Source organism: Dysgonomonadaceae bacterium zrk40, assembly GCA_016916535.1.
Taxonomy (GTDB): domain Bacteria; phylum Bacteroidota; class Bacteroidia; order Bacteroidales; family Dysgonomonadaceae; genus Proteiniphilum.
This window is the reverse complement of record CP070276.1, coordinates 2,667,256-2,693,039: the sequence shown is the minus strand read 5'-3', so window position 1 is coordinate 2,693,039 and position 25,784 is coordinate 2,667,256. Positions and strand designations below refer to the sequence as shown.

Sequence of the window (25,784 nt, the reverse complement as noted above, 5' to 3'; positions counted from 1 at the left end):
GTTTAAAAATGAATGGTTTTCTCAATCTCATAGAAAATACGGTCGGGAGAGATGATGTAATAGGGCTCTCCCTGTGCCAGGGGTACGATGGTGTCGAAGCCGCCCACCCTGCGCGGGGGAGCCTCCAGGTAGAGGAATGCCTCTTCGTTGGCGATGGCGAGCAGTTCCGATCCCACGCTGAACGACTCATGTGCCTCGGCCACCACGATCATCCTCCCCGTCTTCCGTACCGAGGTGCGGATGGCCTCCCGGTCGATCGGATAGATGGAGCGCAGGTCGATCAGCTCCACCGAGATGCCTGCCTCCTCCGCCATCACGATTGCCTTCTGGCATTCGCGGACCATGGCGCCGAAAGCTACCAGGGTGATGTCGCTGCCCTCCTGCACCACCCTGGCCTTGTCGAGGGGAAGCGTATATTTCTCATCGGGAACCTCCTGCTTGATGGCCCTGTAGATCCGTTTCGGCTCCATGAAGATGATGGGATCGTTGCTTTCGAGGGCAGCGATCATCATCCCTTTGGCATCGTGCGGGGTGGAGGGAATCACAACCTTCAATCCCGGGATATGGGCGAAGAGTGCCTCCGGACTGTCGGAATGGTGCTCCAGGGCGTTCACACCTCCTCCGTAGGGAAAGCGGATTACCATGGGAGCCTTGTATTTGCCCCGTGAGCGGTTCTGTATGCGGGCTACGTTTGAGAGAATCTGGTTGAAGGCAGGGAAGGTGAACCCTTCGAACTGCAGCTCCACCACCGGACGAAGTCCCGAGACTGCCATCCCCAGGGCCGTACCAACGATTCCCGACTCTGCCAGGGGCGAGTCGAACACCCTCTCTGTTCCATATTTCTGCTGCAACCCCTCGGTCACGCGGAAGACACCTCCCTCCACGCCTACATCCTCACCGTAGATTACAATATTCTCATCCTCTTTCAGTTTGATGTCCAGCGCATTGTTGATCGCCTTCACCATGGTCATCACGCTCATCCTCTCCTCTCCTTCCAGCTTAAGAATTGTTCATACTCGCTCTTCTGTCTTCTCAGTTCATCCGGCATGTCACTGTACATGTGTCTGAACACATCCTCCAGTGGATAAGATTTCTCATCCTCCGCCGCTGTGAACTCCCGGTCGATCTCTGCTTTGTACTGTTCCCGAAGCTGCTCCTCATCGATGGACCAGATCCCTGCATCCTGCATGTACCGCTTCAGGCGGATCAGCGGGTCACTCTTGCCCCACAACTGCTCCTCCTCCTTCTTGCGGTACTTGGAGGGGTCGTCAGAGGTGGTGTGTGCACCCAGGCGGTAGGTGAGCGCCTCGATCAGTACCGGTCCCCTGCCCGACCGGGCATGCTCGGCTGCGGTCTTGTAGGCGAGGTACATCGCGAAGAAATCGTTGCCGTCCACCTTGATACCGGGGATACCGAAGGCAACCGACTTGACCGCGAGGTTGATCGAGTTGGTTTGCTTCTGTACCGGCACGGAGATGGCATACTGGTTGTTCTGGACGGTGAAGATCACAGGCACCTGCCAGACGCCGGCGAAGTTGAGGGCTTCACTGAAGTCGCCCTCTGAGGTACCGCCGTCGCCGATAAAGGTGAAGACCGTCTCATCTTTTTTTCGGTACTTCACCGAGTAACCAATGCCGGTAGCGTGTTGAAGTTGTGTACCAATAGAGATGGCTATGGGGAGCGTGTGATGCGCTTGCTGAAAGCTGCCGCCCCACTCGTTGCCAAGGTAGAAAAGAAACATCTCCTTCATGGTCACCCCTTTTGAGAGAAGGGTTCCCATTTCGCGAAAAGCGGGTACAAGCCAGTCCTCATGCCGGATATTCATCCCGGCGGCTATGTGAATCGCCTCCTGTCCCAGGTTGGGTGTAAAGGTATACATCCTTCCCTGACGCTGATAGGAGACCGCCATCTCATCGGCAGTCCGTTCGTAAAGCATCTGGCGGTAGGCATCAACTATAAAGGCATCGTCCAGTTCAGGCATCAAATCCTTGCGGATCATTTCACCTTCTTTGTCGATGATTTGCAGCATTTTATCTTCCAGTGGATTGAAGTCACTGAAAACCGCAGGTAAATCGTCTTGGGTCATTAATCTGTCTATTTAGAACCAGTTCAAATAATTATTTGCACTCAATATAACAGTCACACCCACAAATAGTTTATCACAAGGGGTACAAACATTGACACAAATAAAATAATTGGCTGATTCACTTTCACCTAGAGCCGAGGAACATTTGAAAATAAATCGCACATCGATTGAAGGGCATATACAGGCAGAAGCGGCAGAGCCCTGTCGCCCCGGAAATGAATGGATGATTTCTGTCTCGGGATATATGGAGGTGTTGGTTACGACAAATTAGTATACAGAAACAGCATTCTGTTGGTACCTCACCTCTTCTTTGTAATATTCTTCTTTCAGCTGTTGTATCGTTTCTTTCACTGAGATGATTGCCTTGGCCATATAGGCGTTTGTACCGGCAAAGGAAAATCCATGTGCGAAATCACCCTGTGCAGCATTGAACAGTGCTTCGGAAATACAGAACTGAACTTTCTTGTAGTCGCATGTCTTCAGACACTTCCAGGGACACCGCACCGGCTTCTGTGCACCTTGCTGGATCTCCCTTACAAAGTCATTGACGATCACCCTGCCGGGTAAACCGACCGGACTATCGATCAACACAATATCTTCTTTGTTACAGTCGATATAATTCTGTTTGAATTTTTCTGAGACATCACACTCAGTGGTGGTTACAAACCTGGTACCCATCTTCACGGCTTTGGCACCCGACTGCAATATGTTGTACATGTCACCACCGGTATAGATGCCTCCGGCGGCAATCACCGGTATCTCCCGGCCTGTTGCCTGTTGAAAAAGATCCATCTCCGCGACAGTCTCTTTCACGATCGTATAGAGTGATTGCCGGCTCTCCTTCAGCTCCTCCTTGCCAAAACCGAGATGGCCTCCGGCAAGGGGGCCCTCCACCACCACCGCGTCGGGTATCCGGTTATATTTCTCCAGCCAGTGTCTGAAAATCAATTTTGCTGCTCTGGAGGAGGAGACCTTGGGAACGATCTTGGTCGCGGTATCACCCTGGTTGATGCTTTCCAGGAATGCAGGGATCTTAAGGGGTAATCCGGCACCGATAAATACAACATCGATTTTTTCTTCAAGAGCCACTGTCAATAGCTCATCGAAATCGGAGACAGCCATCATGATGTTCGCACCGATGATCCCCTCTGTTTTCAGACGCGCTTTCCGGATCTCTTTTCGCAACGCGATCTTGTTCGATTCCCGAAAATGTTTCCTGTAGTCGGGTTCTGACATGCCAATCCCAACAGCAGAAATCACCCCAATACCACCCTCGTTTGCAACGGCCGAAGCCAGTCCCGACATGGAGACACAGACACCCATTCCTCCCTGTATGATTGGCAGCCTGGCTGTCAGATCTCCTATTTTTAATTCTTCCATTTTTATTTTGTTTGATAATGTGAAACGAGCTTGCACAATAGTTTGTGTAAGCAAATAGTGATAATTCACCAATAAAATTAGGGATGAAATTGCGATCAGCAAAAGAATGGGGATGCCTCACGCTCAATTAGGGATGAAAGGATGATTAAGGGGTGAAAAAAGGGAATAGAGTGGCCAATAAACTAAATCAAGAGTCTTTTGAATTCCATGATATACATGTGTGAAACCGGCACGGGGAAATCCAGATTGTCAATGTACAAGGTATATCCCTGGGGATTCCCCTGTACCTCCGTGATACGATGAATATTCACGATGAAACTCCTGTGGCACCTGAAGAGAAAGCCACAGTTCTCTGTTGTTGCTGCTGCTTTGTTCAGGGTGCTCCTGATGGTATGTCTTCGCGGTGATCCCTCCCGCTCGTAATAGATATCGACGTAATTATCTGCCGATTTAATCGCCAATATCGATGCAGGATTAAGCGTAATCTCATCGTTCTTGTATTCCGACTCAAAATGAATCAGTCTTCGGATCTGTTCTCTTTTTTCGATCAACTTTTGGTTGAGCAGCTGTGCCGACTTCAAATTGGATCGCAGCATACGGTTATAATTGATGATAATCAGCAACGCCACCGGGACAGAACCAATCAAAATAACTTTCAACACATCAGTGAACGCAATGCCAATCGGGCCCAATATTTTTGAGTAGACCAACAACGCACAACTTGAAATTGAGAGCAACATCCACAAATCCCAGCCAATCTCTCTCTTTATGTTCCATCTGCTGCTGTTGAAAAAACGGGGAAAGACACTTGGCAAAACAATCAGATTCAAGGTCAGGATCACAAACAGGGATGCTGCAATCCCAAAGACCAGATAGATGATTTCTTTTCTTGAAAAAGCACTAATGCCAATCGGCTGAAAGAGAGATAAAAACGCAAACACGCCTATACTCAGAAACAAAACGATCTTGGCATTGTGTTTCAGATCGTCATTCAGGGGATAGGGTTTGTTCAAAAAACGTAATGCGCTTATCATTGCCGGATATTTCCTTTTCAACAAATGTACAAATAATTATTGAAGCAGTCCGAGGGTTTTTCAACTCATTAAATCAATCGTCTGATCAATTCCCCGAACTGAGTTTCAATTGTTCACAAAACAGAGCTATTTCACAACAATTTTCATTAATTTTGCACCCACAACAGATAAAATAGTGATCTTTGTTTCTTTTTAGGAAAATACAATTCAACAACTTCAAAAGATATCAATCCAAATGTTTAAGATTCAAACGTTAAACGCAATCGATCCTGAAGGTTTATCAATCTTCCATTTGGGCAATTATGAGATTGCCAGCGAACTCCCCAACCCCGATGCAATTGTTTTGCGCAGTTTCAAAATGCACAACATGGAACTACCCTCGTCACTGAAAGCCGTGGCAAGAGCGGGTGCAGGTGTCAACAACATTCCAATTGAGAAATGCACAGAAAAAGGGATCGTGGTGTTCAACACTCCCGGTGCAAATGCAAACGGTGTAAAAGAGATGGTGATTGCCGGATTGATGCTTTCTTCGCGCGACATCATCGACGGTGCAGTATGGGCTAAATCACTGGTCGGCAAAGGAGATGAAATTCCGGCACTCGTAGAGAAAGGCAAAAAGGAGTTTGCCGGACAGGAGATCAAAGGCAAAACACTCGCCGTGATCGGCCTTGGCGCAATCGGCGTGTTGGTGGCCAATGCCGCCAAGTCTCTGGGGATGAATGTGATTGGCTACGACCCCTACATCTCCGTGCAACAGGCCCTGAAATTGAGCAACGAGGTGAACTGGGTGCAAGGGATTGAAGTTTTGTTGTCACAGTCCGATTATATCACGCTCAACATCCCCCTTACACCCGAGACGGAGGGTTACCTCAACAAAGACAAACTCAAGATGATGAAAAACAACGTGCGGATATTGAATTTCGCACGCGGGGGCCTGGTCAATCTGAAGGATCTGAAAGAGGCGATTGCATCGGGGAAAGTAGCCCGATACATCACCGACTTCCCCGACAAAGAGGTGCTGGAGATGGAGAAGGTGATTGTCATCCCTCACCTGGCCGCCTCCACCAAAGAGTCGGAAACCAATTGCGCCGTGATGGCGGTAAACCAGGTCAAGGATTTCCTGGAAAACGGCAACATCACCAACTCGGTAAACTTCCCGGCTGCCGCGATGGAAAGGCACGACGGCTGCCGCATCACAATCGCCAACAAGAACATACCCAACATGGTAAGCCAGATTTCCAGCATCCTGGCTTCCGAACACATCAACATCGACAGCATGTTGAACCGCAAATACGATGGCATTGCCTACAACATCATTGATGTCACCCAGAAAACAGTAGACGCGTCAATCAGCGAAAAGCTGAAAGCGATCGACGGAGTCTGCATGGTGCGCATCCTGCCTGCAATCTGAGCGAACCAAAACGGTGATGCCACTTCACATCACTGATTCCGGTGCGTCAATAGCTTCATGAGGCCGTCTCATCATTTCACGTGAGACGGTCTCTTTTTCTGTTTTGAATTTACTTATTGTGTACCCTATTTCAGGACGAGACAGCCTATTTTCTTCGTTACTGGTTCTAATCTCGTTCTAATCTCGTTCTAATATGGTTCTAATATGGTTCTAATAGATTCGAACCAGATTAGAGTCAGTTACGACTGAATTGATACGCAGTAAAAAGCCATATAAGGCGAATCTTAGTGTGTGGGATGAAAAAAAACATCTCATTAGCATATGTAGTGACCCCAAAAAGTTGGACAAGATTTTAAATTAAGATTCTTGTAACAGAGCTCGGTATTGCACCGGGCTCTTTCCATTTAACCTGTTTTTTATCCTTTCATTGTTATAGTAATTAATGTATTGTTTTAAAGCTGTTATAAACTCTTTGGACGATTCAAACTTTTCCGCATATAGCAATTCGGTTTTCATGATTCCAAAAAAGTTTTCTGCCACTGCATTATCAAGACAGTTTCCTTTTCGGGACATGCTCTGGATAATCCCATGTTCTTCAAGGATCTTGCGGTAACTATATTGCTGGTACTGCCACCCCTGGTCAGAATGAAAGATAATCCCACTGGTTTTCCGCACTTTACCAAAGGCTTTGTCCAACATTTCATTTATCATTCTCATATTCGCACTATTGGATATACTATAGGATATTACCTCGCCATTAAACATGTCAAGTATTGGCGACAGATATATTTTCTCATCTCCAATCTTTACTTGTGTAACATCCGTAGTCCATTTCTGGTTGGGCCGGCTTGCCTTGAAGTTCCTTTCAAGCACATTGGGAGCAATTCTGCCAACTTCGCCCCTGTATGAACGGTAGCGGACTTTCCTAATCCTGCATTTCAGCTCCAATATCCCCATTAATTTTTGTACCGTCTTGTGATTTATCACATACCCCCTATTCCTCATCTCGGCCGTGATGCGTCGATAACCGTACCTGCCCTTGTGCAGGTCGTATATGTTCTTGATCTCCATTTTCTCACGCTTGTATTTGTCGGCGGAATTCAGCCGATTACGGTGATAGTAGAAGACAGAACGTGCCATCTGTTTACAATCCAGCAGGATTGTAAGATCATGTTCCTGCCTTAGTCCTTCGATGGCTTCCGCCCAGTCATGCATTCGTGGGCTTCTCTTTCCTCGACTAAAGCTTTGACTTTTTTTAATAATGCATTCTCGGCTCTCAGCCTGGCATTCTCGCTCTGAAGTTTCTCCAGTTCTGTTTTCGGTTCCTGCTTCTTTGCTCGACTCATATCCTTTATCGGTCGTCCCTGTTTATTCTGTACGTGCAGTACTTGATAACCCTCTTTCCTGAAGGCCCTTACCCAGCTTTCCAGCGCAGTCATACTTACACCATACTGTAAAACAACCTCCCGTAAAGATAATTTATTTTCAATTACGAGTCTTACTGCTGCCTCTTTAAACTCACCGTTAGCACGAACATTTGGCCGCTTTTGCAGACCTTGATCCCCAAAACGGTCATGTTTGCGCACCCATTCCAATATCATCCTTTCATTAATACCGTATTCTCTGGATAGGTGAGATATGGGCGTTCCGTTCCTTACCCGGAATACAATTGATAATTTCTTTTCAAACGTGTGTTTAGACATAAAAATAACCCCCAAAAGTATTTTGTCTAACTTTTGGGGGTCGGTTCAATATTGAGACAGCCTCATTAATTTAGAATATAACAAGAGCTTCCCAATATATTGGAACATGTTCACTATTTGGCGTAACGTTCTTTCAGGATGAGACAGTATGTTAAAAGTCCCTGATAAACGTGGGTATGGCTCATGAAATGAATTACTCAGTTCTTCCGGTATATACATCAACACCAGATTTGCTTAATGGCTGTGCGAAGAACTTCTCGGCAGCTTTGTCGATTTCGGCAACCCACTCGGCTGGAGCATTCTCTTTGCTCAAATAGAGCTCTATCTTGTTCTTAAGCTATTCGTCGGTAGGCCAGAACCATGTGGACTTCATTCCCAGGGGATCAAGCACCTCCTGTTTGAGATAAGCCTCCCACTTCATCCCTGTGACTACCTCAACAACAGCAGCACCAATGTCAATTCCTGTGTTAGAATAAAGCTCGCGGGTACCGGGCTCGAACATGATGGGCGATGCGGCGGCATAGCCTATGCAGCAGGTTTCCTGCACGCCGTCCTTGTAGAATACACTAATGGCACCGGCCAACTGACCACTATCCACATAGGGTTGCAGCACTGTTTTTGCATAACTTGTCCTGGAGTCTTTTGGCTCATTCTTGGCTGTAGCTGATAAACAGAACACAGCTATCAGCTAAAAAAACGTTTTCTTCATGTTTTTATGATTATGATTAGATTATTCTGTTATTTCCCGATGCAGAACTTGCTGAAGATGTTTCCCAGGATCTCGTCGTTGGAGATCTGGCCGGTGATCTCACCCAGGTGGAACATGCATTCGCGGATGTCCTGCGAGAGGAAATCACTGGTGATGCCGATGGCCAGTCCCTCCTGCACGCGGAGGATCGACTCGTGGGCACGGTTGAGTGCTTCCAGGTGCCGCAGGTTGGTCACGATCACATCCTCCTCCGCGATCTCAGGCATGGCAGCTGCTTCTACCAGCAGCTGTTGCAGTTGTTCGGTGTTCTCACCTTTTTTCGCCGAGATAAAGAGGCGGTTCGCATCCAGGTGGGGGAAGAGATCAAGCGCGGCAGATTTTTCACTGTCTGCGACCAGGTCGGCTTTGTTGAAGAGTAGGATCACCTTCTTACCCGTAAGGCGTGGGATCAGCGTTGCCGCCATTGACTCCAACTGCTTCTGAGGGGTGAGAAGGTCGATCACCCAGAGGATGACGGAGGCCTGTTCAATCTTGCGGTAGGTGCGGTCGATGCCCATTGCTTCGATGGTGTCGGTGGTGTGGCGAATGCCGGCCGTATCGATGAAGCGGAAGGTGACACCCCCGATGTTGACCAGGTCCTCGATCACATCGCGCGTGGTGCCGTGGATGTCGCTCACGATGGCTCTCTCCTCGTTGAGGAGCAGGTTGAGCAGGGTTGATTTGCCGGCGTTGGTCTCACCGATGATCGCGACCGGGATGCCGCTCTTGATGGCGTTTCCCAGGCGGAAGGATCCTGCCAGGCGGCTGATCTCCTGTTCGATGGTGTCGGTCAGCAGGGAGAGCTGCTCCCGGTTGGCGAACTCTACATCCTCCTCCGAGAAGTCCAGCTCCAGCTCGATGAGGGAGACGAACTGCAGCAGCCGGTCGCGCAGCTCAGCCAGCTTACGGGCAAATCCACCCCGCATCTGATTCATTGCCACGCGGTGGGAGGCCCGCGAGGAGGAGGCGATCAGGTCGGCCACCGCCTCTGCCTGGCTCAAGTCGAAGCGCCCGTTGCGGAAAGCGCGCCGTGTGAACTCACCCGCCGCAGCCATTCGTGCCCCGCGGCTTATCAGCAACTCCATGATCCGCTGCTGAATGTATACCGAACCGTGGCAGGAGATCTCCACGCTCTCCTCCCCGGTGAAGGAGCGAGAACCGCGAAAAAGGGTCACCAGCACTTCGTCCAGCAGTTCCTTCCCATCGCTGATCCGTCCGAAATGGACGGTATGGGATGCCTCTGTTTCCAGTTTTTTCCCCGAAGCAGCCTGAAAGATTGCATCCACCAAGGCAACCGATCCCTCACCCGAGAGACGGATCACGGCGATGGCTCCCATGCCGGGAGGGGTAGAGATGGCACAAATAACCTCTGACATTGTTTTTAGTATCTGAAGCTGCTGCCACCCAGGAACTCGCGCAACAGCGAGGTGGGAGGCAGTTCCCTGTCGGTGATGTAATTGAAATAGCTGAGGAACTTGAGCAGGCGGTAGGCTTCGGAGTATTCCGGAGCGGTGCGGGGCACCTGCATCAGGATTGGCTCGGCGTGACGGCGGATGGCAGCCAGCTCATAGATCATTGCCGAGTTGAACATCACGTCTGCATTCTCCTGATAGGGGAAGATCCAGCGGTCCTCACCACGTCTCACACTCTCCCAGCGGGAGATGGTTTGCTCAGCCGAGTAGCCACGGTAGCGATAATCGCGCACGAGGCGCCGCAGCAGTCGGTTGTCGGAGGCGGGTATCCAGTTGTGGTCGTCGAGCGAGATGGAGGTGAGCGCCGAGACATAGATCATGAATTTCTTTTCGCTAGGGATATGGGCTGTCAGCTCAGGATTGAGACCATGAATTCCCTCCACGATCAGGATGCTGTTCTCCTCCATTTTCAGGAAATGCTTCTTGTACTCGCGGGTGCCGGTCACGAAATTGTAGGAGGGCAGCTCCACCTCCTCTCCCTGCATCAGCCGGAGCATATGGTCCTCGAACAGCTGCAGGTCGAGGGCGTAAAGCGACTCATAATCTTTCTCGCCATAGGCATCGAGTGGAGTCTTGTCGCGGTCAATGAAATAGTCATCGAGCGAGAGACCCACCGGTTTCAGCATATTCACCATCAGCTGCACCTCGAGGCGTTTGCGGAAAGTTGTTTTCCCGGAGGAGGAGGGTCCCGATATCAGTACCACACGCACCCCCTCGGCGAACCTGCGGGTGATCTCCTCAGCGATATCGGCGATCTGCTTTGCCTGGTATGCTTCCGCCACCTGGATCACCGGTGACATGCGATCTTCCCGTTTGGCCTTGTTCAGGTCTCCCACGTTGTCGAGGCGGCTGATCTTCAGAAATTTTAAATGTTCCCGATAGACGTTCAACAGCTTCTCCTGCCTGATCTCCGGTTCCAGTTCTACGGGATTCTCCCGGTTGGGGACCCGCAGCAGGTATCCGCCGTTATGGGGTTGGATGTCGAACATGGTGATGTAACCGGTGGAGGGGGTCAGGCAACCGTAGAAATAGTCGATGTATTCCTCCAGCTTCGAATAACGGGCATAGAGCAGGTCGGAGGTCTCCAGTAGCAAGGCTTTGTCCTCCATACCCCGTTCACGGAAGAGCTGAACCACTTTTCCGGTTTCTTCTTCCACCTGTACAAAGGGGATGTTTGCCGCCACAATCTCATGCATGCGGTTGCGGATGGCATCCAGCTCCGGCTTACCTACCGGCAGATCAGACTCGATCTGGAAATAATATCCTTTGGAGACAGCATGCTCGATGTACATCTCCGCGTTGGGCAGCAGGTCATCCACCGCCTTGGCCAGGATGAAACAGAGCGACCGCACGTAGGTACGCATGGCTGAGGAGTCGCTCAGGTCGACAAATTCAATGGTCTTGGGCCGGTAGACCCGGTATTCCAGGGACTCTGTTTTGTTGTTCACCTTGGCGTTGGCAATCAGGTAGGGCATCTTCACTCCGAAATGAGCAATCAACTCAGTGAGAGGTGTACCAATGCGGACCTCTTTCTCTTCACCTGTATTGCGACAAAAAACTTTTACGGTATCACTCGTCATATCCATTCATTTTTGGGGAGACTAATATACGCCATTTTTTGCAGATGGAACTCCTTTTTAGGGAAGTGACTGTGAAAAATTCCCAAAAAGCATGAGAAGGGAAACATTTCATGCAGACTCTTGTTAAGTGTACAGGAACAACAAACGAAAGAAACTGTTTTGCTGAGAAAAAAGAGCATCACCATAGGTTTACTGATCACTTTCCTGGTCAGCCTCACGGCAAGCGAAATGCATGCCTGGGACATGATCAGGAAAGGTGATCAGTCGACGGTTACCCTAACAAGAAGTTGCAAGCGGGCGCAGAAAAACCAGGGTGATACCGACCAGGGTTTCTTTCATGCTGACGGTGACCAGACTGAGAGCCTGCGACTGCAACTCACCAAGTTCTGCACCTTTGCAGAACCACAGTTACTGGCACCTTACCATTCCTTGCTCAACCCAACTCCTTTTCACTTTACCTGCTACACATTCCATCGGGAAGATGTCTGGTTTGAGGATGCAGGGCGTCCTCCCAGGGCTTAACGGCTCCACATCCACACATTTACAGACAATTCATTTTTCACCCGAAAAAAAAACAACAATGCAAAAGATATTATTCATTGCACTTGCTGTGTCAACCATGTTTGTCACAGTAGAGGCAGCTACAATAGACAATGAGAACAGAACAATGAACGAGCGCACCACCATCACCATCCTTCAGACAGCCGACATCCACGGGCAGCTGGACACCCACCAGGAGCTTTTCGTGGAAAACGGAGAAGCGGTTTTCCGTGAACGGGGAGGAATGGCTGTCATCAAAACCATCTTCGAGGAGGAGCGGGCAGCCAATCCCGGTCGTACCATCATCGTGGACGGGGGTGACCTGATTCAGGGGAGCGGTTACGCTGCTGCCTCAAAAGGCAAAATCTTTCCCGATATTGTCCGGGAGATGAACTATGACCTGCTGCTGCCCGGCAACTGGGAGGTTGTCTACGGCAAGGAGATCATGATGGAGGTGATGAACAACTACCATACCAACGTGATCGCGCAGAACATGCGTCATAAGGAGAGCGGTGAACAGCTCTTCCCACCCTACTGGATCAGGGAGATCGACGGCATCCGGATAGGGTTCATAGGCATCAACGACCCGGACATCCCATTCCGGCAAGCGCCCAGTTACAGCAATGGGATCCTCTTCAACGACCTGGATAAGAGCGTGGAGGAGGTTATCAGGAAGGTGAAGTTCGATGAGCAGGCAGATTTCGTGATCCTGCTCACCCATATCGGGCTGGCCAAACAGGTGGCGCTGGCCAACAACACCATCAGCCGGCATGCCGATTACATCTTTGGCAACGACACCCATGAACGGGTGCGCAAACCCATCGAGGGCAAGTATGCCAAGGTGGTGGAGCCGGGTGCCTTCGGCTCCTTCGTGGGCAAGCTGACGCTTCATTTCGAACAGGGCCGACTGGTGGAGGATCAATATGAGTTGATCGAAACAGACCCGCATCGGTACCCTGCCGACAAAGGGCTACAGGCGCTTATCGACGAGAAGAAGGCACCATACAGTGCTGAACTGGAGAGAGTGATTGGCTCCACGGCTGAGCCCCTCTACCGTTATCTGGTGGTGGAAAATGCGATGGACAACATGATCACCGATGCCATGCGGTGGAAGACAGGGGTGGATATCTCCTTCTCCAATGGTTTCCGCTTCGGCAATCCCATCGTGCCACAACAGGGCAAACCGGCACTCATCACGCGCAACGACTTATGGAACATGCTTCCCATCGATGATTACGTGAAGACCGGCAAGGTGAGGGGGAGCCAGCTGATGGAGTGGTTGGAAAAGGAGGCCCACAATGTTTTTGCAGAGAATCCAACGGAACGATTTGGCGGTTGGTTTGTTCGTTTTTCAGGCATGGAGGTGAAGTTCAACAGCACCGCTGAAAAAGGAAGTCGTGTGCAGTCTGTGCGGATCAATGGCGAACCACTGGAGCCCGGGCGGATTTACACCATCTCGGCTTGCACCCGTGAGGGAGATCCGGAGGATATGCTCTGCCGTATGCGCGATGTAGAGGATGTGGAAACGCAACCATTCACCATGCATGATGCGGTGATGGAGTACCTGGAGCGTTTCTCACCCGTAAAGCCATCCCTCGACGGCAGGGCAATCGCCAACGACCAGGGACCCTTCACCTTCTCCTCCCTTCCGGGGACCCATTATCAATTCCGGGGAATCCATCGAATTGAGCATTCGGAGATTCTAAAAATGAGAAGAAGCATTAACTAAATGAACAATTTTAAAAAAAAAGCATTATGAAAAAAATAAACAAACTAATGATAGTGGCTATCTCAGCCCTGCTGCTCGCAGCATGCACACAGACAGCTGAACAAAACAATGAGCCGATTGCAGCTGCTGAGACAGCCGAAGTGAAGAAAAAAGACTACCTTACCCTGACCAGCAATGTGCAACAGATCAGAGCCATCGCTCATGCGGTAAGCCTGATGCAACAGGATGAAAAGTATCAATTCAACAGCATGGAGGTGGTGATATGCGGACAGACAGTCACTGAACTTACCAAGCCAGAAGTGATGGAACCAATCCTACAAGCAGTTGCCGATGCCAACCTGCAGGTGAAAGCCTGCGGATTCTCAGTGAATGGTCAAAAAGTGGATCGCAGCCAGCTTCCACCGCAAATTGAGGTGGTAGAGAATGGTATTGCTTATGCTTTGTCGAAACAGCTTGCCGGTTATGAGGTGCTTGGCTTGTAAGGGGCAATAGATATTTCATTGCGTTGGGGGATACACCTTACCCAAATTTTGGGAGGTGTATCCTCTTTTTTTTGGTACTCACTGCCTCCATTCTCACTTATTTTTTTTAAGTTTGTAGACTCTTTTATGTAAAAATTTGGAAAATGGAGTACGGAATCATTGATTTCTTAAAGCTTGTAGGCTCACTGGGACTTTTCCTCTACGGGATGAAGATCATGAGCGAAGGTCTGCAGAAACTGGCAGGCAACAAATTGAGGAATATCTTGTCGGCGATGACAAAAAACAGGCTGATGGGGGTTCTCACCGGCATACTGATCACCGCCCTGGTACAATCTTCTTCCGCCACCACGGTGATGGTGGTGAGCTTCGTGAACGCGGGGCTTTTAAGCCTTATCCAATCGATCGGTGTGATCATGGGCGCCAACATCGGTACCACGGTGACCGCCTGGATGATCTCCTTTTTCGGCTTTGGTAAATTCTCCATCAGCGCCCTCTCCATCCCGCTCATGGGGGTCGCATTGCCGCTGATCTTTTCCTCCAGGAGCAGGAACAAATCGCTGGGCGAATTCATCTTCGGATTTGCCTTTCTTTTTATGGGACTCGACTTCCTGAAGGGGGCGATGCCGGACCTGCAGAACAATCCGGAAGTACTTGCCTTCGTACAGAACTTCACAGGCATGGGCCTCCTTTCCACCCTCTTCTTCCTGCTGGTGGGGACCGTGCTCACCATCATTGTACAGTCCTCCAGTGCCACTGTAGCGCTGACGCTGATCATGGCGGTACAGGGCTGGATTGACTTTCCCAGTGCCGCAGCCATGATCATGGGAGAAAACATCGGTACCACCATCACCGCCAACCTGGCCGCCATTCCGGCCAACCTCTCCGCCAAGCGGACCGCCTTTGCCCATTTTATTTTCAACGTGCTGGGGGTGATCTGGATGCTCTTCGTGTTCAAATATTTTGTACAGCTGGTCGATAACATTGTTCCCAGCTTTGCATCGGTCCCCCCCTCCGGCATCACAAATTTTGTGACCTCACTCTCACCGGAGACCTACTCACAGATCACCACCCTCTCAAGGGCAGAACTGTCTCCGGAACTGGCAGCACTGCAGGATCAGTATCACAGCTATCAATCAGCAACCTCTTACGGTTTGTCGCTCTTCCACACCCTCTTCAACATCACCAACGTGGCCCTGATGATCTGGTTTGTGAAGCTCTATGAAAAGATATGTCTTACCGTGATTCACCCGAAAAAGGGAGAAGAGGAGGACGAAGAATTCATCCTGCAGTATATCTCCACCGGGATGGCCTCAACCGATGAGCTCTCCATCCTGCAGGCGGAAAAAGAGGTAGAGGTATATGCTGCCCGCGTGAAGAAGATGTTCGGCTTCGTGAAGAAGATGACCAACCTGAAAAACAAAGACAAGAAGTTTCTCAAGTTCTACAATCGCACCGAAAAATATGAAGAGATCTGCGACCGGATGGAGGTGGAGATTGGATCTTACCTGAGCAAGGTGGCAGAGGGTAAGCTGAGCAACCAGAGCAAAGAGCGGGTACGCTCCATTCTGCGCGCGGTGACAGAGATCGAGAGCATTGCCGACTCAATCTGCAACATCTCCCGTCACCTGAAGCGAAAGATGGAAGCAGGTGTGGAGTTTGAGGTGAGCATCGTTGAAAACATCAACTCAATGTATGCAGAGATAGAGAAAGCCCTCGACAACATGCAGGCACTGCTGAAAGAACACAAGCTCACCGAGAGTGATCTGCTGAACAGCCGGCACATCGAAAGCAGCATCAACGAGAAGCGAAACCTGCTGAAACGGGAGAACGTGGAAAACCTGAACCAAAAACTTTATTCTTACCAAAACGGAGTCTTCTACATCGACATCGTTTCGGAGTGTGAACGAATGGGTGATTACATCATCAACGTGATTGAATCGCTTGAGAAGAAACAGAATTAGCAGCCATGAACGACTGGAAGAAACGACTCGACATTGTCTACTCAACCAATCCTGATTACCATTATCAGAAAGAGGATGAAGAGACGGAAACCACCCTGCCGAAGGAAAAACAGTTGTTGCGTATCAGCCTTGACAAGCGAAACCGCAAGGGGAAGGCAGTGACACTGGTCACCGGTTTCAGGGGAAGTGATGAGGATCTGCAGGAGTTGGGCAAGCTGTTGAAGATGAGATGCGGCGTGGGAGGTTCGGCCAAAGAGGGAGAGATCATCGTCCAAGGCGACCACCGCACGAAGGTGTTGGATATTCTCCAGAATGAGGGATATGCCAAGGCACGCATCATCTGAACGGGAGCTGCTCCATCTGATCAAAGCCTCCGCCGGATCGGGTAAGACACACCGCCTCACCGGTGAATACCTGCGTCTGCTCTTTTCCCGTCCCAACAATCACTCTCACATCCTGGCGGTCACTTTCACCAACAAGGCCACAGAAGAGATGAAGTCACGCATCGTGGAGGAGTTGTACCACCTCAGCGCCGGTGATCCCTCAGGTTACCTAGAGGATCTGATGCAGGAGTTCACGATGAATGAAGGGCGTGTCCGGGGCCTCGCGAGAAGTATCCTCGAGACAATCCTGCATGACTATTCAGCCTTCAACATAAGCACCATCGATCGCTTCTTCCAGCGCACCATGCGGGCATTCACCCGTGAAATCGGGTTGGCCGGTGGTTACAACATCGAGGTGGAGGAATCTGCCATGCTGATAGAGGCGGTGGACCTGATGCTTTCCGAACTGGACAAACCGGAGAACAAATCCCTTTCCGACTGGTTGCTGCGATTCATGAAGGATAGCATCGAGGAGGGAGGAAAGTGGAAGATTGAAAGCCAGGTGTATAAACTTGCCGGGGAGCTGTCGAATGAGACCTACAAGTCGTTGACACCGGAAGAGTTTGCAATGATCCGCGACAAAAAGTTTCTGGAGGAGTACCGACAGATGCTGCTCCGCATCATCAAACAATATGAGGCCGAAGTCAGGGAAGAAGGGGCCAAAGCTGTTGCCATCATGCAAAAAGAGGGTTTAGAACCATCCGAATTCATCGGGGGCAGCAAATCCCAATTTTTCAAACTGACGAAGATGGCACAGGGAGAGCTGCCTAAGTTGACTCCCACATTTTTGTCTTTTCCAGACCAACCGGAGAGATGGAGTGCGAAGAATTGTAAACCTGAGAGGGTATCCAAAATTCAGGCAGCCTATGACAACGGTTTGAATGAGACCATCAAGAATGTGATCCGACTCTACAAGGAGAATATTGCTTACAATACGGCCAAGGCGATCCTGCAGAACTTCTACACCCTCGGCATCCTGAGTGACATCAAAAATCGCTTGCGCAACCTCCAGCAGGAGAACAACACCCTTTTCCTTTCCGACACCACCGAGTTACTGAATCAGATTATTGCCGGTGCCGATGCACCTTTCATCTTTGAGAAAACCGGAACCCTTCTCTCGCACTACATGATTGATGAGTTTCAGGATACTTCACGCATGCAGTGGAAAAATTTCATGCCGCTGATCCGTGAGAGTCTCGCCTCCGGCAACTTCAACCTGATTGTGGGAGATGTGAAACAGAGCATCTATCGCTGGCGCAACTCCGATTGGCGCCTGCTGGAAGAAACGGTGGAAGTGGATCTTCATGGAGAGAATATCCGTAATCACCTGCTCGATACCAACTGGCGGAGCGACACCCATGTTATCCGGTTCAACAATGCATTCTTCACCACCGCGGCAACTATCCTGCAAGAGGAGGTCAACAACCTGATACGCGAAGGGAGTGAAGCCAACACGGATGCAACTCCCAACAGACAGATCATTGACGCCTACGCAGAGGTTTATCAGGAGCAGCCTCCTCACAAACTGGGGAGCGGTGGCCAGGTGAAGGTGCAATTTCTGAACAACGATGAGGATCAAAAATGGAAAGAGAAAGCGTTGGAACAGCTTCCGGGTGAGATCGATAAGCTCCGGGAGCAGGGTTTTGCGCTGAAGGATATTGCCATCCTGGTGCGTACCAACAAGGAAGCAGCAGAGGTAGCCGAAAGATTGCTGGCTTACGCGGAACAACATCCTGAGAGCCCCTACCGCTACGACATCATCTCTAACGAAGCATTACAGATTGGGAAGGCGCAGGCAGTGAAAGCGGTGATAGCGATGATGCGTCATTTTCAACATCCAAACGACAACACACGTCGCATGATGGCCCACTATGAGTATCTCCGCTTTCATGAACGGACAACACCCGAAGAGGCAATCAGAAGTTACACGGAAGAAACCAACGGCGAATTTCCAGACGAGTTACAGGCTCGTTTCAAGGAACTGGCAACACTCCCCTTGTATGAGATGATAGAGTCTTTCTTCGCGCTCTCTGTTGATGCCATAGATGAGATGGAAAACGCCCATGTGCAGGCATTCCTCGATATCGCTCTCCGCTTTGGCACCAGTCGTTCGAGTGACCTCAACAGCTTTCTGGAGTGGTGGGATGAGAAAGGTCACGAGAAAGCACTCTTTTCACCCGACAGCCAGGATGCGATTCGACTGATTACGATTCACAAATCGAAAGGGCTCGGATTCGGAGCGGTAATCATGCCCTTTCTCAGCTGGAACACCGATCATTCAGCGAACAGCACCAACATCATCTGGTGCAAACCCAAAGTGGCTCCCTTTGACAGGTTGCGCATCGCGCCACTTAAATATGAAAAGAGACTGACCGAGACCATCTTCCGGGAGGAATACCTGGAAGAGCGGTTGTTCACATACATTGACAACCTCAACATGCTTTATGTGGCTTTCACCCGAGCCAAACACCGGTTGATAGCTTTTGCCCCGCAGCCCGGGAAATCTGAGTCCATTTCTGATGTGGCGACCCTTCTCTGGAGGTGCATCAACGAGGACCCTCTTCCTTCAGATGAGAAGAGGGAACAGGTGCAACTGAGGGATTATTTTTCGGCTGATGAGCAAACCCTGTTGTATGGCGATGCCACACCATTCAGCAAAAAAGGGATTCACCCGGTAGCCGTAACCAAAACTGGCAAGTGGCAATCGATACCCATTGAAGATCGTTTGCAGCTACGTCTTAATGGCATAGGCTACTTCTCCGATGATGGCAGTCGTGATTATGGCAAGTTGATGCATGCCATCGTCAGCGACGTGGTGACATTGTCCGATTTGCCGTTGGCCGTTGACAAGAAGGTGTCGGAAGGTGAGCTGCCGGAAGCGAATCGCGATGAAACCCTCCGCAAGCTGCAGGCCATGTTGTCACTGCCGGAGGTAGCTGACTGGTTTGATGGCAGGTACACGGTATTAAATGAAATGCAACTATTGCATCCCCAATGGGGGTTTCGCCGTCCGGACAGAGTGATGATCGGGAATGGTGAAGTGATTGTTGCCGACTACAAGTTCGGCGAGCTGGAGGATTCAAAACATATCCGACAGGTACAGCATTACCTCCAAACAATCCGCCAAATGGGATTCGGGAATGTAAAGGGTTATCTCTTCTACATGAAAACAGGGCACCTGCTCCCCGTGTAATGTGGGAAGAGGAGCCGGTCGCTTGTCTTACTTCGCTGACGCAAAGAAATCATGAAAAAACAAGATCTGGTATTTCACCGCATTTCCCCAGTAATGAGGGTTGTGTCCTCCCGGACGAACAATGAAATCATGCGGAATATTCCGATAGAGCAATTCATTGTGGAGCCATTGGTTTACCTCCAGGAAGAAATCTTCCGTACCACAGTCGAAGATGATCTTTGTGCTTCCCGGTCTGAGTAGATGCAACTGTCCCATAACGCTGTAATCCTCCCATCTCTCGGGATGATCACTCAGTTTCCCCAAACGATCAGCCATATCCCAGTTTTCAGGAAAGGGACGAATATCCACGCCTCCACACATGCTCCCGCAAGCTCCAAACACATTCTGGTTGCGGAAACCGAGGTAGAGCCCTCCGTGCCCACCCATGCTCAGTCCTGTGATGGCTCTTCCTTCGCGGGCAGGGATGGTGTTGTAATGGCTGTCAATGTACCTGATCAGCTCCCCTGCAACAAAGGTTTCGTAACGGAACGCAGGATCTTCCGGACTGTCCCAGTACCAACTGCCGTAACCACCATCGGGACACACAATCATCATGCCGTAACGGTCAGCCAGACCGGCAAGGTGGGGTGCTTCGTTGATCCAGCCATCATAGCGACCACTGTAACCGTGTAACAGATAGAGCACTGGGAATTTTGTTGATTCGCTTGTATTGGTTGGTTTAATCACCACCGTTTTGATCTCCTTCTTCATGGAAGGGCTGAATACTTTTACGGTATCGACAGTTGCAGAAAAGAGGCCCAGGATGGTGCTGACAACCAAAAGTGTCGAAAGAAAAAAACGTTTCATAGGATCGATTTTTTGTGTTATTGTGCAAAGTTACAAAAAAACAGTACTGTTTCTGCAAACAATATCGGTCCATTTACTTGTATGAGATTTGACTTTCATTGGTGACCATCAACCTGACACAACAATTCAGAGGGTAAAAACGTTTTAAACAAATCAAACGTAAACAAGCAAAATAATGGAAATACAATTCAAGATGGATGAAAAGAAACGGGGTAGTTTCTTTATTGAACAAGATGGACGACAGATTGCAGAGCTGGACTTCGAAGTAAAGGATAAGCTTCTGAATGCTTATCACACCGGGGTACGCCCTGAACTGGAAGGACAGGGCATCGCTGCCCGTCTCTTCGACAAGATGATCACTTTTGCCCGCGAAGAGGGATATAAAGTGATCCCCTCCTGCTCTTATATCATGGTGAAATTCAAAAGACGTCCCGAAGAGTATGCCGATATCTGGCAACGCCTGGATGATGAACCAACCGGCGAGGCCTGCGGTATTAAACCTAAAGGGTAGCAAACTGTCTTACAGCTAAAATCGCGACATCAAAAAAAACATCACATGGAGATGAACATCGAAACCATCAGCGCCATTGCCCTGGGCATCGGCCTGAGTGCCAGTACCGGCTTCAGGGTTTTTATCCCGTTGTTGGTAGCGGGCATCGCATCACGCATTGGCCTCATCCCACTGGGTGAAAGTTTTGCATGGATGGGATCCATGCCTGCAATCATAAGTTTCGGTGTAGCAGCCATCGTAGAAGTGATGGCCTACTACATTCCTTTTGTAGACAACCTGCTGGATAGCATTGCCACCCCCCTGTCGGTAGGTGCCGGTACATTGCTGATGACATCTGTCTTCCCCGCTGAAAGCGAGTGGATACGCTGGGTCATGGGATTTGTGGTGGGGGGTAGTGCTGCCGCCACCATCCAAAGTGCCAGCTCCATGACACGTCTCACCTCGACAAGCCTCACAGCCGGATTTGGGAATCCGGTTGTCTCCACCGGTGAGGGGGTGGCAGCAACCGGGTTCTCCGTCATGTCGCTCTTCACCCCCATCCTGGTTGCTGTGCTGTTGGTGGTTGTGATGATCCTGCTACTTCGCTACGCCTATAGGAAATTGATCAGAAAAAGAGTGTGAGCGGCATAAACCGCTCACACTCTTTTTCTCTATTCTTACTCACCTTGATGCCACATCGACAGATCGTGTGGTGGCAACTAATTCTATACGAATGTCACAATAGCGAATCCGGGTTGAGGTTGTCATGCTCAATATCCAGGAAATACTTATAGGTACCCACCTTCAGTTCGGCACAGGCATCATAGTCGCAAACGATGATCCCTTTCTCATGCAGCTGCAGAGCACTGATGGTCCACATTTGTGTGACTGCACCCTCCACCGCGTGATAGAGCGCCCTGGCCTTGTGGTGGCCATTCACCAGGATCAACACCTCTTTGGCATCCAGCACCGTCCCTACACCAACAGTAAGTGCGGTTTTGGGTACTTTGTCCACATCGTTGTCAAAGAATCGTGAGTTTGCTATCACCGTATCGGTGGTGAGTGTCTTGATGCGTGTACGTGAGCTGAGGGAGGAGCCGGGCTCATTGAAAGCGATGTGCCCATCAGGGCCTATCCCTCCAAGGAAGAGATCAATTCCGCCGGCATCTGCAATCGCCTGCTCATAGGCGGCGCATTCAGCCTCAGGATTGTCCGCCATCCCATTCAGGATATGCACATTCTCTTTCACGATGTCAATATGCCGGAAGAAGTTGTCCCACATGAAGGTGTGGTAGCTCTGGGGATGCTCCTTCGGCAATCCGATATACTCATCCATGTTGAAGGTGATCACATGCTCAAACGACACCACTCCTGCCTCATAGAGTTTAATCAGGCCCTTGTAGGTCTGCAAGGGAGATGAACCGGTGGGAAGTCCCAGCTTGAAAGGTTTCTCGGCTGTAGGAGCCGCCTCATTGATTTTTGCAGCGATATAGTTCGCTGCCCACTGTGCCATCTGAGTGGCATCGGGTTGAATAATCAGTCTCATGTTGCAATATCTTATTTAGTGACAATCGGTTTTCTTGCCGGATGTAACGGCTGCACCCGTCAACAGCTTACAGGCAATGCTTCTGGCCAATGTAAGCGCTTTCTCTTCCACCTCATCCATCATCGCCTGCTTCATCACAACCGGATCGGCCACCAACTCAACTTCCGACTCTTCCGCGAAGGCTGCCAGCTGCTTGGCCGAGGCATCGGCCCAGGTGAAGCTGCCGAAATAGCCGAAGAAACGGTTTTTGAGGGATCTGTTTTGCAGGGCGGAGAGGAGGCTTTCCACGCTGGGATAAAGTTTGTTGTTATAAGTGGGAGATCCTACGATCAACCCTTTATAGGTAAAAACATCACGGATGACATCAGAGATGTGACTTTTGGCAAGATTGTGCATCACGATGTTCCGGATTCCATTTGCAGCCGCTTCGGCAGCTATCAATTCTGCCAGCTGCTCGGTATGGCCATACATACTCCCGTAGGCGATGACCAGTCCATTTTCCCCTTCATAGCGACTCAATCTGTCGTAAAGACCGACCACCTCCGCGATGTTCTCTTTCACTGTCCAGATGGGCCCATGGGTGGAGCAGATTGCTTCGATTGGCACCTCCGCGAGCTTCTTCAGGGCTGTCTGGACAGGTGAACCAAACTTACCCACAATGTTGGAATAGTACCGAATCATCTCACTGCGGTAGCGCTCGGGCATCAACTGACTGTCCATCACACCACCGTCAAGCGTTCCAAATGTGCCAAACGCATCGGCGCTGAACAACATCTTTTTCTCGGGCAGGTAGGTCATCATGGTCTCCGGCCAGTGTACCATTGGCGTCAGGTAAAACTGCAAAGTATTGCGGCCGAGGTTCAGTGTCTGCATATCCTCAATCTGGATCACATTTCTTGATATGCCGTAATATCCCTTGAGCATTTTCACTGTGTGCTTGTTCCCCACGATTTGAATATCGGGGTAGCGGCTAAGCAACAATCCGATCGAGCCGGAGTGATCCGGCTCCATGTGATTGACAATCAGGTAATCGATGGGGTTATCGCCTATTGCAGTCACAATTTTTTGAAAAAATTGATCGGAGTAGCAGACATCTACCGTATCAATCAGAGCCCGTTTTTCGTCGTCAATGATGTAGGAATTATAAGAGACTCCGTAGGGCAGCGGCCAAAGGTTTTCGAAGAGATGCTTTGTGCGGTCGTTCACTCCCACGTAATAGACATCTTTGGCAATTTCAAGTGGTTTGGACATAGGAAAATGTTCGAGGTTCGAAGTTATTAAGTTGGTAAGTTTGTACGTTATTAAGTGTCCCGCTGAGAGAATATAGCTGAAAGTCGGAAGCTTATTTCTTCTTTTTCGGTGTGTAGGGCTTTGCCATCTCCGACTGGCGGGGCGTGTCTGCCATCACTGCCGGGTGTCTCAGTGCTGCAACAATGAGCCAGAGTCCCCAGATGATGAATGGTACGCTGAGCCACTGACCGAGAATCAGACCGGTACTCTCCCGCATGGCATTTTCGGAGTCCACCTGTACATTCTTTATATACTCTACGAAGAAGCGGAAGAGGAAGATGATCAGGATCCCCACCCCGGTGATCAACCCTTTTCGGTCTTTGGAATCAGTGCCCCAATATAGCCAGACAGTGATGCCGAATACCACAAGGTAGGCCGCAGCTTCGTAAATCTGTGTCGGATGCGACGGTTCGGTGAAAATCGGCTCAGCACCCTGCATCCACTGATAAATGTTATCTACGAAGCGGAAACCCCAGGGCTGGTCGGTTGGCCCCCCGTAGATTTCGTGGTTCATCAGATTCCCCAGACGGATCATGGCGGCAGTAAAGCCGGTAGGAACCATCACCCGGTCGAAGGTCCAGAGCATGCTTTGCTTTGTCACCTTCCTCGAATAGAGCCACACTGCAATGATGATACCGATCACACCACCATGGCTGGCCAGACCGCCCTCCCACACCTTGAGGATTTCCACCGGGTTGGCAAGGTAGTAGCCAGGCTCGTAAAAGAGACAGTGCCCCAGGCGTGCACCGGCGATGATGCCCACCATCATATAAACGAAGAGTGAGTCGAACCATTTCTCGGGCAGATCCTCATGTTTGAAGATGCGCTGCACCATTGATACAGCTACAATCAGTCCCACAACCCAGAGTAGGCCGTACCAGCGAATCTCCCTTCCAAAAATGGTGAACAGTGTGGGGTCCACATCCCAGGTAACAGATAATAGTAAGTCCATTCGTGATTCAGATTTTTGACAAAGATAATAAAAAATCAGACCAGCTTTCTGATCCACTCCTCTTTATCACCCGGCAATAAGTCTATAACGGGAATCTCCACCAGGGTATAGGCACCCGGCTGCTGCTTCATCGAGGCACGGGCAGCGGAGACCAGCACCTGTGCAGTCAATGCGGGATTGTTGATGCGCATATCGAAACTGAAAAGCTGATTCTGAGTCATGCCAGACACCCCCTTACGCTCCATCAGAACCCCGTGCCCCATATCCTTGAGGGCTTCCACATCTTCAACCTGGAAGACATGGGTTTCATCATGTGCAAAATAGTCATCTATTTTGATCGCATCTGCAACGGATGAATAATCAAAACCCTCATGCAATTCAATATAAACCATGCGTCGGTGTACGCCGGTACCGGTGGGGATGGTCATGGAGAGTGCCGCTTTCACTCCTTCAATGGCTTTCACAGCCACAGTATGTCCCATGCTCATGCCCGGGCCGAAATTGGTGTAGGTGATTCCTTTCGGGGCCAATGCCTCCAGGAGCGTACGCACCACGGAGTCGCTACCGGGGTCCCAGCCCGCCGCGATTACCGAGACGGCGTTATGTTTGCGAGCCGTGAGATCGAGAGCACTTCGCAGCGGCACGATCTGGTTGTGGATATCGAAGCTGTCAACGGTGTTGATACCTCTCGCCAGACAGCTCTTGGCATACTCTTCCACCTTACGGGTAGGCGTGCAAAGAAGCGCGACATCCACCTTTTCCAATTGGGCAATATCCGTTACCACCGGGTAAGATTGAAGCTCAACCGGTATTTCTGTTGCATCACGTCTTACCACGCCCGCTATTTCAAAGTCGGGGCTTGTCTCTAGTGCTTCCACCACATATTTTCCGATGTTACCGTAACCTACTACGGCAGCTCTGATTTTTTCTGACATATTGATCAAATATTTGTAATTGT

Annotated in this window: 23 protein-coding genes; 9 read left to right on the top strand and 14 right to left on the bottom strand. The window is 50.1% G+C overall.

Annotation, left to right across the window (positions count from 1 at the left end):
* Positions 1 to 2 precede the first annotated feature (2 nt).
* The 4 genes from JS578_11115 to JS578_11100 all read right to left on the bottom strand — a co-directional run bounded on the left by JS578_11115 (position 3) and on the right by JS578_11100 (position 4,500).
* Positions 3 to 980, bottom strand: coding sequence for an alpha-ketoacid dehydrogenase subunit beta (locus JS578_11115; GenBank protein QRX63400.1), 978 nt, complete (start codon positions 978 to 980; stop codon positions 3 to 5).
* On the bottom strand, positions 977 to 2,086 hold the full coding sequence (pdhA, locus tag JS578_11110) for a pyruvate dehydrogenase (acetyl-transferring) E1 component subunit alpha (GenBank protein ID QRX63399.1): 1,110 nt from the start codon (positions 2,084 to 2,086) through the stop codon (positions 977 to 979). The genes JS578_11115 and pdhA overlap by 4 nt, the downstream gene beginning before the upstream one ends.
* Positions 2,087 to 2,353: 267 nt before the next feature.
* Positions 2,354 to 3,466 carry a nitronate monooxygenase gene (locus JS578_11105; protein QRX63398.1) on the bottom strand — a complete coding sequence of 371 codons (1,113 nt, stop codon included), beginning with the start codon at positions 3,464 to 3,466 and terminating at the stop codon, positions 2,354 to 2,356.
* A gap of 182 nt (positions 3,467 to 3,648) precedes the next feature.
* A complete protein-coding gene (locus tag JS578_11100) occupies positions 3,649 to 4,500 on the bottom strand; it encodes a LytTR family transcriptional regulator (GenBank protein QRX63397.1) in 852 nt (283 codons plus the stop codon).
* 235 nt (positions 4,501 to 4,735) lie between these two features.
* Here JS578_11100 and JS578_11095 point away from each other — a divergent pair, with 235 nt between their 5' ends.
* Positions 4,736 to 5,911 carry a 3-phosphoglycerate dehydrogenase gene (locus tag JS578_11095; GenBank protein ID QRX63396.1) on the top strand — a complete coding sequence of 392 codons (1,176 nt, stop codon included), beginning with the start codon at positions 4,736 to 4,738 and terminating at the stop codon, positions 5,909 to 5,911.
* 357 nt (positions 5,912 to 6,268) lie between these two features.
* On the opposite strand, the gene JS578_11090 is transcribed toward JS578_11095, so the two are convergent.
* The 5 genes from JS578_11090 to JS578_11070 all read right to left on the bottom strand — a co-directional run bounded on the left by JS578_11090 (position 6,269) and on the right by JS578_11070 (position 11,414).
* Positions 6,269 to 7,174, bottom strand: coding sequence for an IS3 family transposase (locus tag JS578_11090; protein ID QRX65001.1), 906 nt, complete (start codon positions 7,172 to 7,174; stop codon positions 6,269 to 6,271).
* The gene (locus JS578_11085; GenBank protein ID QRX63395.1) at positions 7,093 to 7,614 is read right to left on the bottom strand and encodes a transposase; all 522 of its coding nucleotides are present in this window, start codon (positions 7,612 to 7,614) and stop codon (positions 7,093 to 7,095) included. The genes JS578_11090 and JS578_11085 overlap by 82 nt, the downstream gene beginning before the upstream one ends.
* A 337-nt stretch (positions 7,615 to 7,951) precedes the next feature.
* Positions 7,952 to 8,227, bottom strand: coding sequence for a beta-lactamase family protein (locus JS578_11080; protein ID QRX63394.1), 276 nt, complete (start codon positions 8,225 to 8,227; stop codon positions 7,952 to 7,954).
* A gap of 125 nt (positions 8,228 to 8,352) precedes the next feature.
* Complete coding sequence (gene mnmE, locus JS578_11075; GenBank protein ID QRX63393.1) at positions 8,353 to 9,738, bottom strand: tRNA uridine-5-carboxymethylaminomethyl(34) synthesis GTPase MnmE; 1,386 nt, start codon at positions 9,736 to 9,738, stop codon at positions 8,353 to 8,355.
* Between the two features lie 5 nt (positions 9,739 to 9,743).
* Positions 9,744 to 11,414 (bottom strand): nucleoside kinase, encoded by a 1,671-nt coding sequence (locus JS578_11070; GenBank protein ID QRX65000.1) that lies wholly within the window; start codon positions 11,412 to 11,414, stop codon positions 9,744 to 9,746.
* A 159-nt stretch (positions 11,415 to 11,573) separates the two neighbouring features.
* On the opposite strand from JS578_11070, the gene JS578_11065 reads away from it, so the two are divergent.
* The 6 genes from JS578_11065 to JS578_11040 all read left to right on the top strand — a co-directional run bounded on the left by JS578_11065 (position 11,574) and on the right by JS578_11040 (position 19,702).
* Positions 11,574 to 11,936: a hypothetical protein gene (locus JS578_11065; protein ID QRX63392.1), complete on the top strand. Its 363-nt coding sequence runs from the start codon at positions 11,574 to 11,576 to the stop codon at positions 11,934 to 11,936.
* Between the two features lie 58 nt (positions 11,937 to 11,994).
* Positions 11,995 to 13,683 carry a bifunctional metallophosphatase/5'-nucleotidase gene (locus JS578_11060; GenBank protein QRX63391.1) on the top strand — a complete coding sequence of 563 codons (1,689 nt, stop codon included), beginning with the start codon at positions 11,995 to 11,997 and terminating at the stop codon, positions 13,681 to 13,683.
* A 26-nt stretch (positions 13,684 to 13,709) separates the two neighbouring features.
* Positions 13,710 to 14,165 carry a hypothetical protein gene (locus JS578_11055; GenBank protein ID QRX63390.1) on the top strand — a complete coding sequence of 152 codons (456 nt, stop codon included), beginning with the start codon at positions 13,710 to 13,712 and terminating at the stop codon, positions 14,163 to 14,165.
* Positions 14,166 to 14,308: 143 nt separating this feature from the next.
* The gene (locus tag JS578_11050) at positions 14,309 to 16,126 is read left to right on the top strand and encodes a Na/Pi cotransporter family protein (protein QRX63389.1); all 1,818 of its coding nucleotides are present in this window, start codon (positions 14,309 to 14,311) and stop codon (positions 16,124 to 16,126) included.
* 5 nt (positions 16,127 to 16,131) lie between these two features.
* Entirely contained in the window at positions 16,132 to 16,470 is a 339-nt protein-coding gene (locus JS578_11045) for a translation initiation factor (protein ID QRX63388.1), read from the top strand.
* Entirely contained in the window at positions 16,448 to 19,702 is a 3,255-nt protein-coding gene (locus JS578_11040; GenBank protein ID QRX63387.1) for a UvrD-helicase domain-containing protein, read from the top strand. The genes JS578_11045 and JS578_11040 overlap by 23 nt, the downstream gene beginning before the upstream one ends.
* A 27-nt stretch (positions 19,703 to 19,729) precedes the next feature.
* Here JS578_11040 and JS578_11035 read toward each other — a convergent pair whose 3' ends face one another.
* Positions 19,730 to 20,548, bottom strand: a complete 819-nt coding sequence (locus tag JS578_11035; GenBank protein ID QRX63386.1) for an esterase family protein — start codon at positions 20,546 to 20,548, stop codon at positions 19,730 to 19,732.
* A gap of 175 nt (positions 20,549 to 20,723) precedes the next feature.
* Here JS578_11035 and JS578_11030 point away from each other — a divergent pair, with 175 nt between their 5' ends.
* Entirely contained in the window at positions 20,724 to 21,059 is a 336-nt protein-coding gene (locus JS578_11030) for an N-acetyltransferase (protein ID QRX63385.1), read from the top strand.
* 45 nt (positions 21,060 to 21,104) lie between these two features.
* Positions 21,105 to 21,680: a DUF4126 domain-containing protein gene (locus JS578_11025; protein ID QRX63384.1), complete on the top strand. Its 576-nt coding sequence runs from the start codon at positions 21,105 to 21,107 to the stop codon at positions 21,678 to 21,680.
* A 94-nt stretch (positions 21,681 to 21,774) separates the two neighbouring features.
* Here JS578_11025 and JS578_11020 read toward each other — a convergent pair whose 3' ends face one another.
* The 4 genes from JS578_11020 to JS578_11005 form a co-directional block, all read right to left on the bottom strand.
* A complete protein-coding gene (locus tag JS578_11020) occupies positions 21,775 to 22,584 on the bottom strand; it encodes a glucosamine-6-phosphate deaminase (GenBank protein ID QRX63383.1) in 810 nt (269 codons plus the stop codon).
* Positions 22,585 to 22,599: 15 nt separating this feature from the next.
* Complete coding sequence (locus JS578_11015; protein QRX63382.1) at positions 22,600 to 23,835, bottom strand: FprA family A-type flavoprotein; 1,236 nt, start codon at positions 23,833 to 23,835, stop codon at positions 22,600 to 22,602.
* A gap of 91 nt (positions 23,836 to 23,926) precedes the next feature.
* The gene (lgt, locus tag JS578_11010; protein QRX63381.1) at positions 23,927 to 24,826 is read right to left on the bottom strand and encodes a prolipoprotein diacylglyceryl transferase; all 900 of its coding nucleotides are present in this window, start codon (positions 24,824 to 24,826) and stop codon (positions 23,927 to 23,929) included.
* A gap of 35 nt (positions 24,827 to 24,861) precedes the next feature.
* On the bottom strand, positions 24,862 to 25,761 hold the full coding sequence (locus JS578_11005) for a diaminopimelate dehydrogenase (GenBank protein QRX63380.1): 900 nt from the start codon (positions 25,759 to 25,761) through the stop codon (positions 24,862 to 24,864).
* Positions 25,762 to 25,784: the final 23 nt, after the last annotated feature.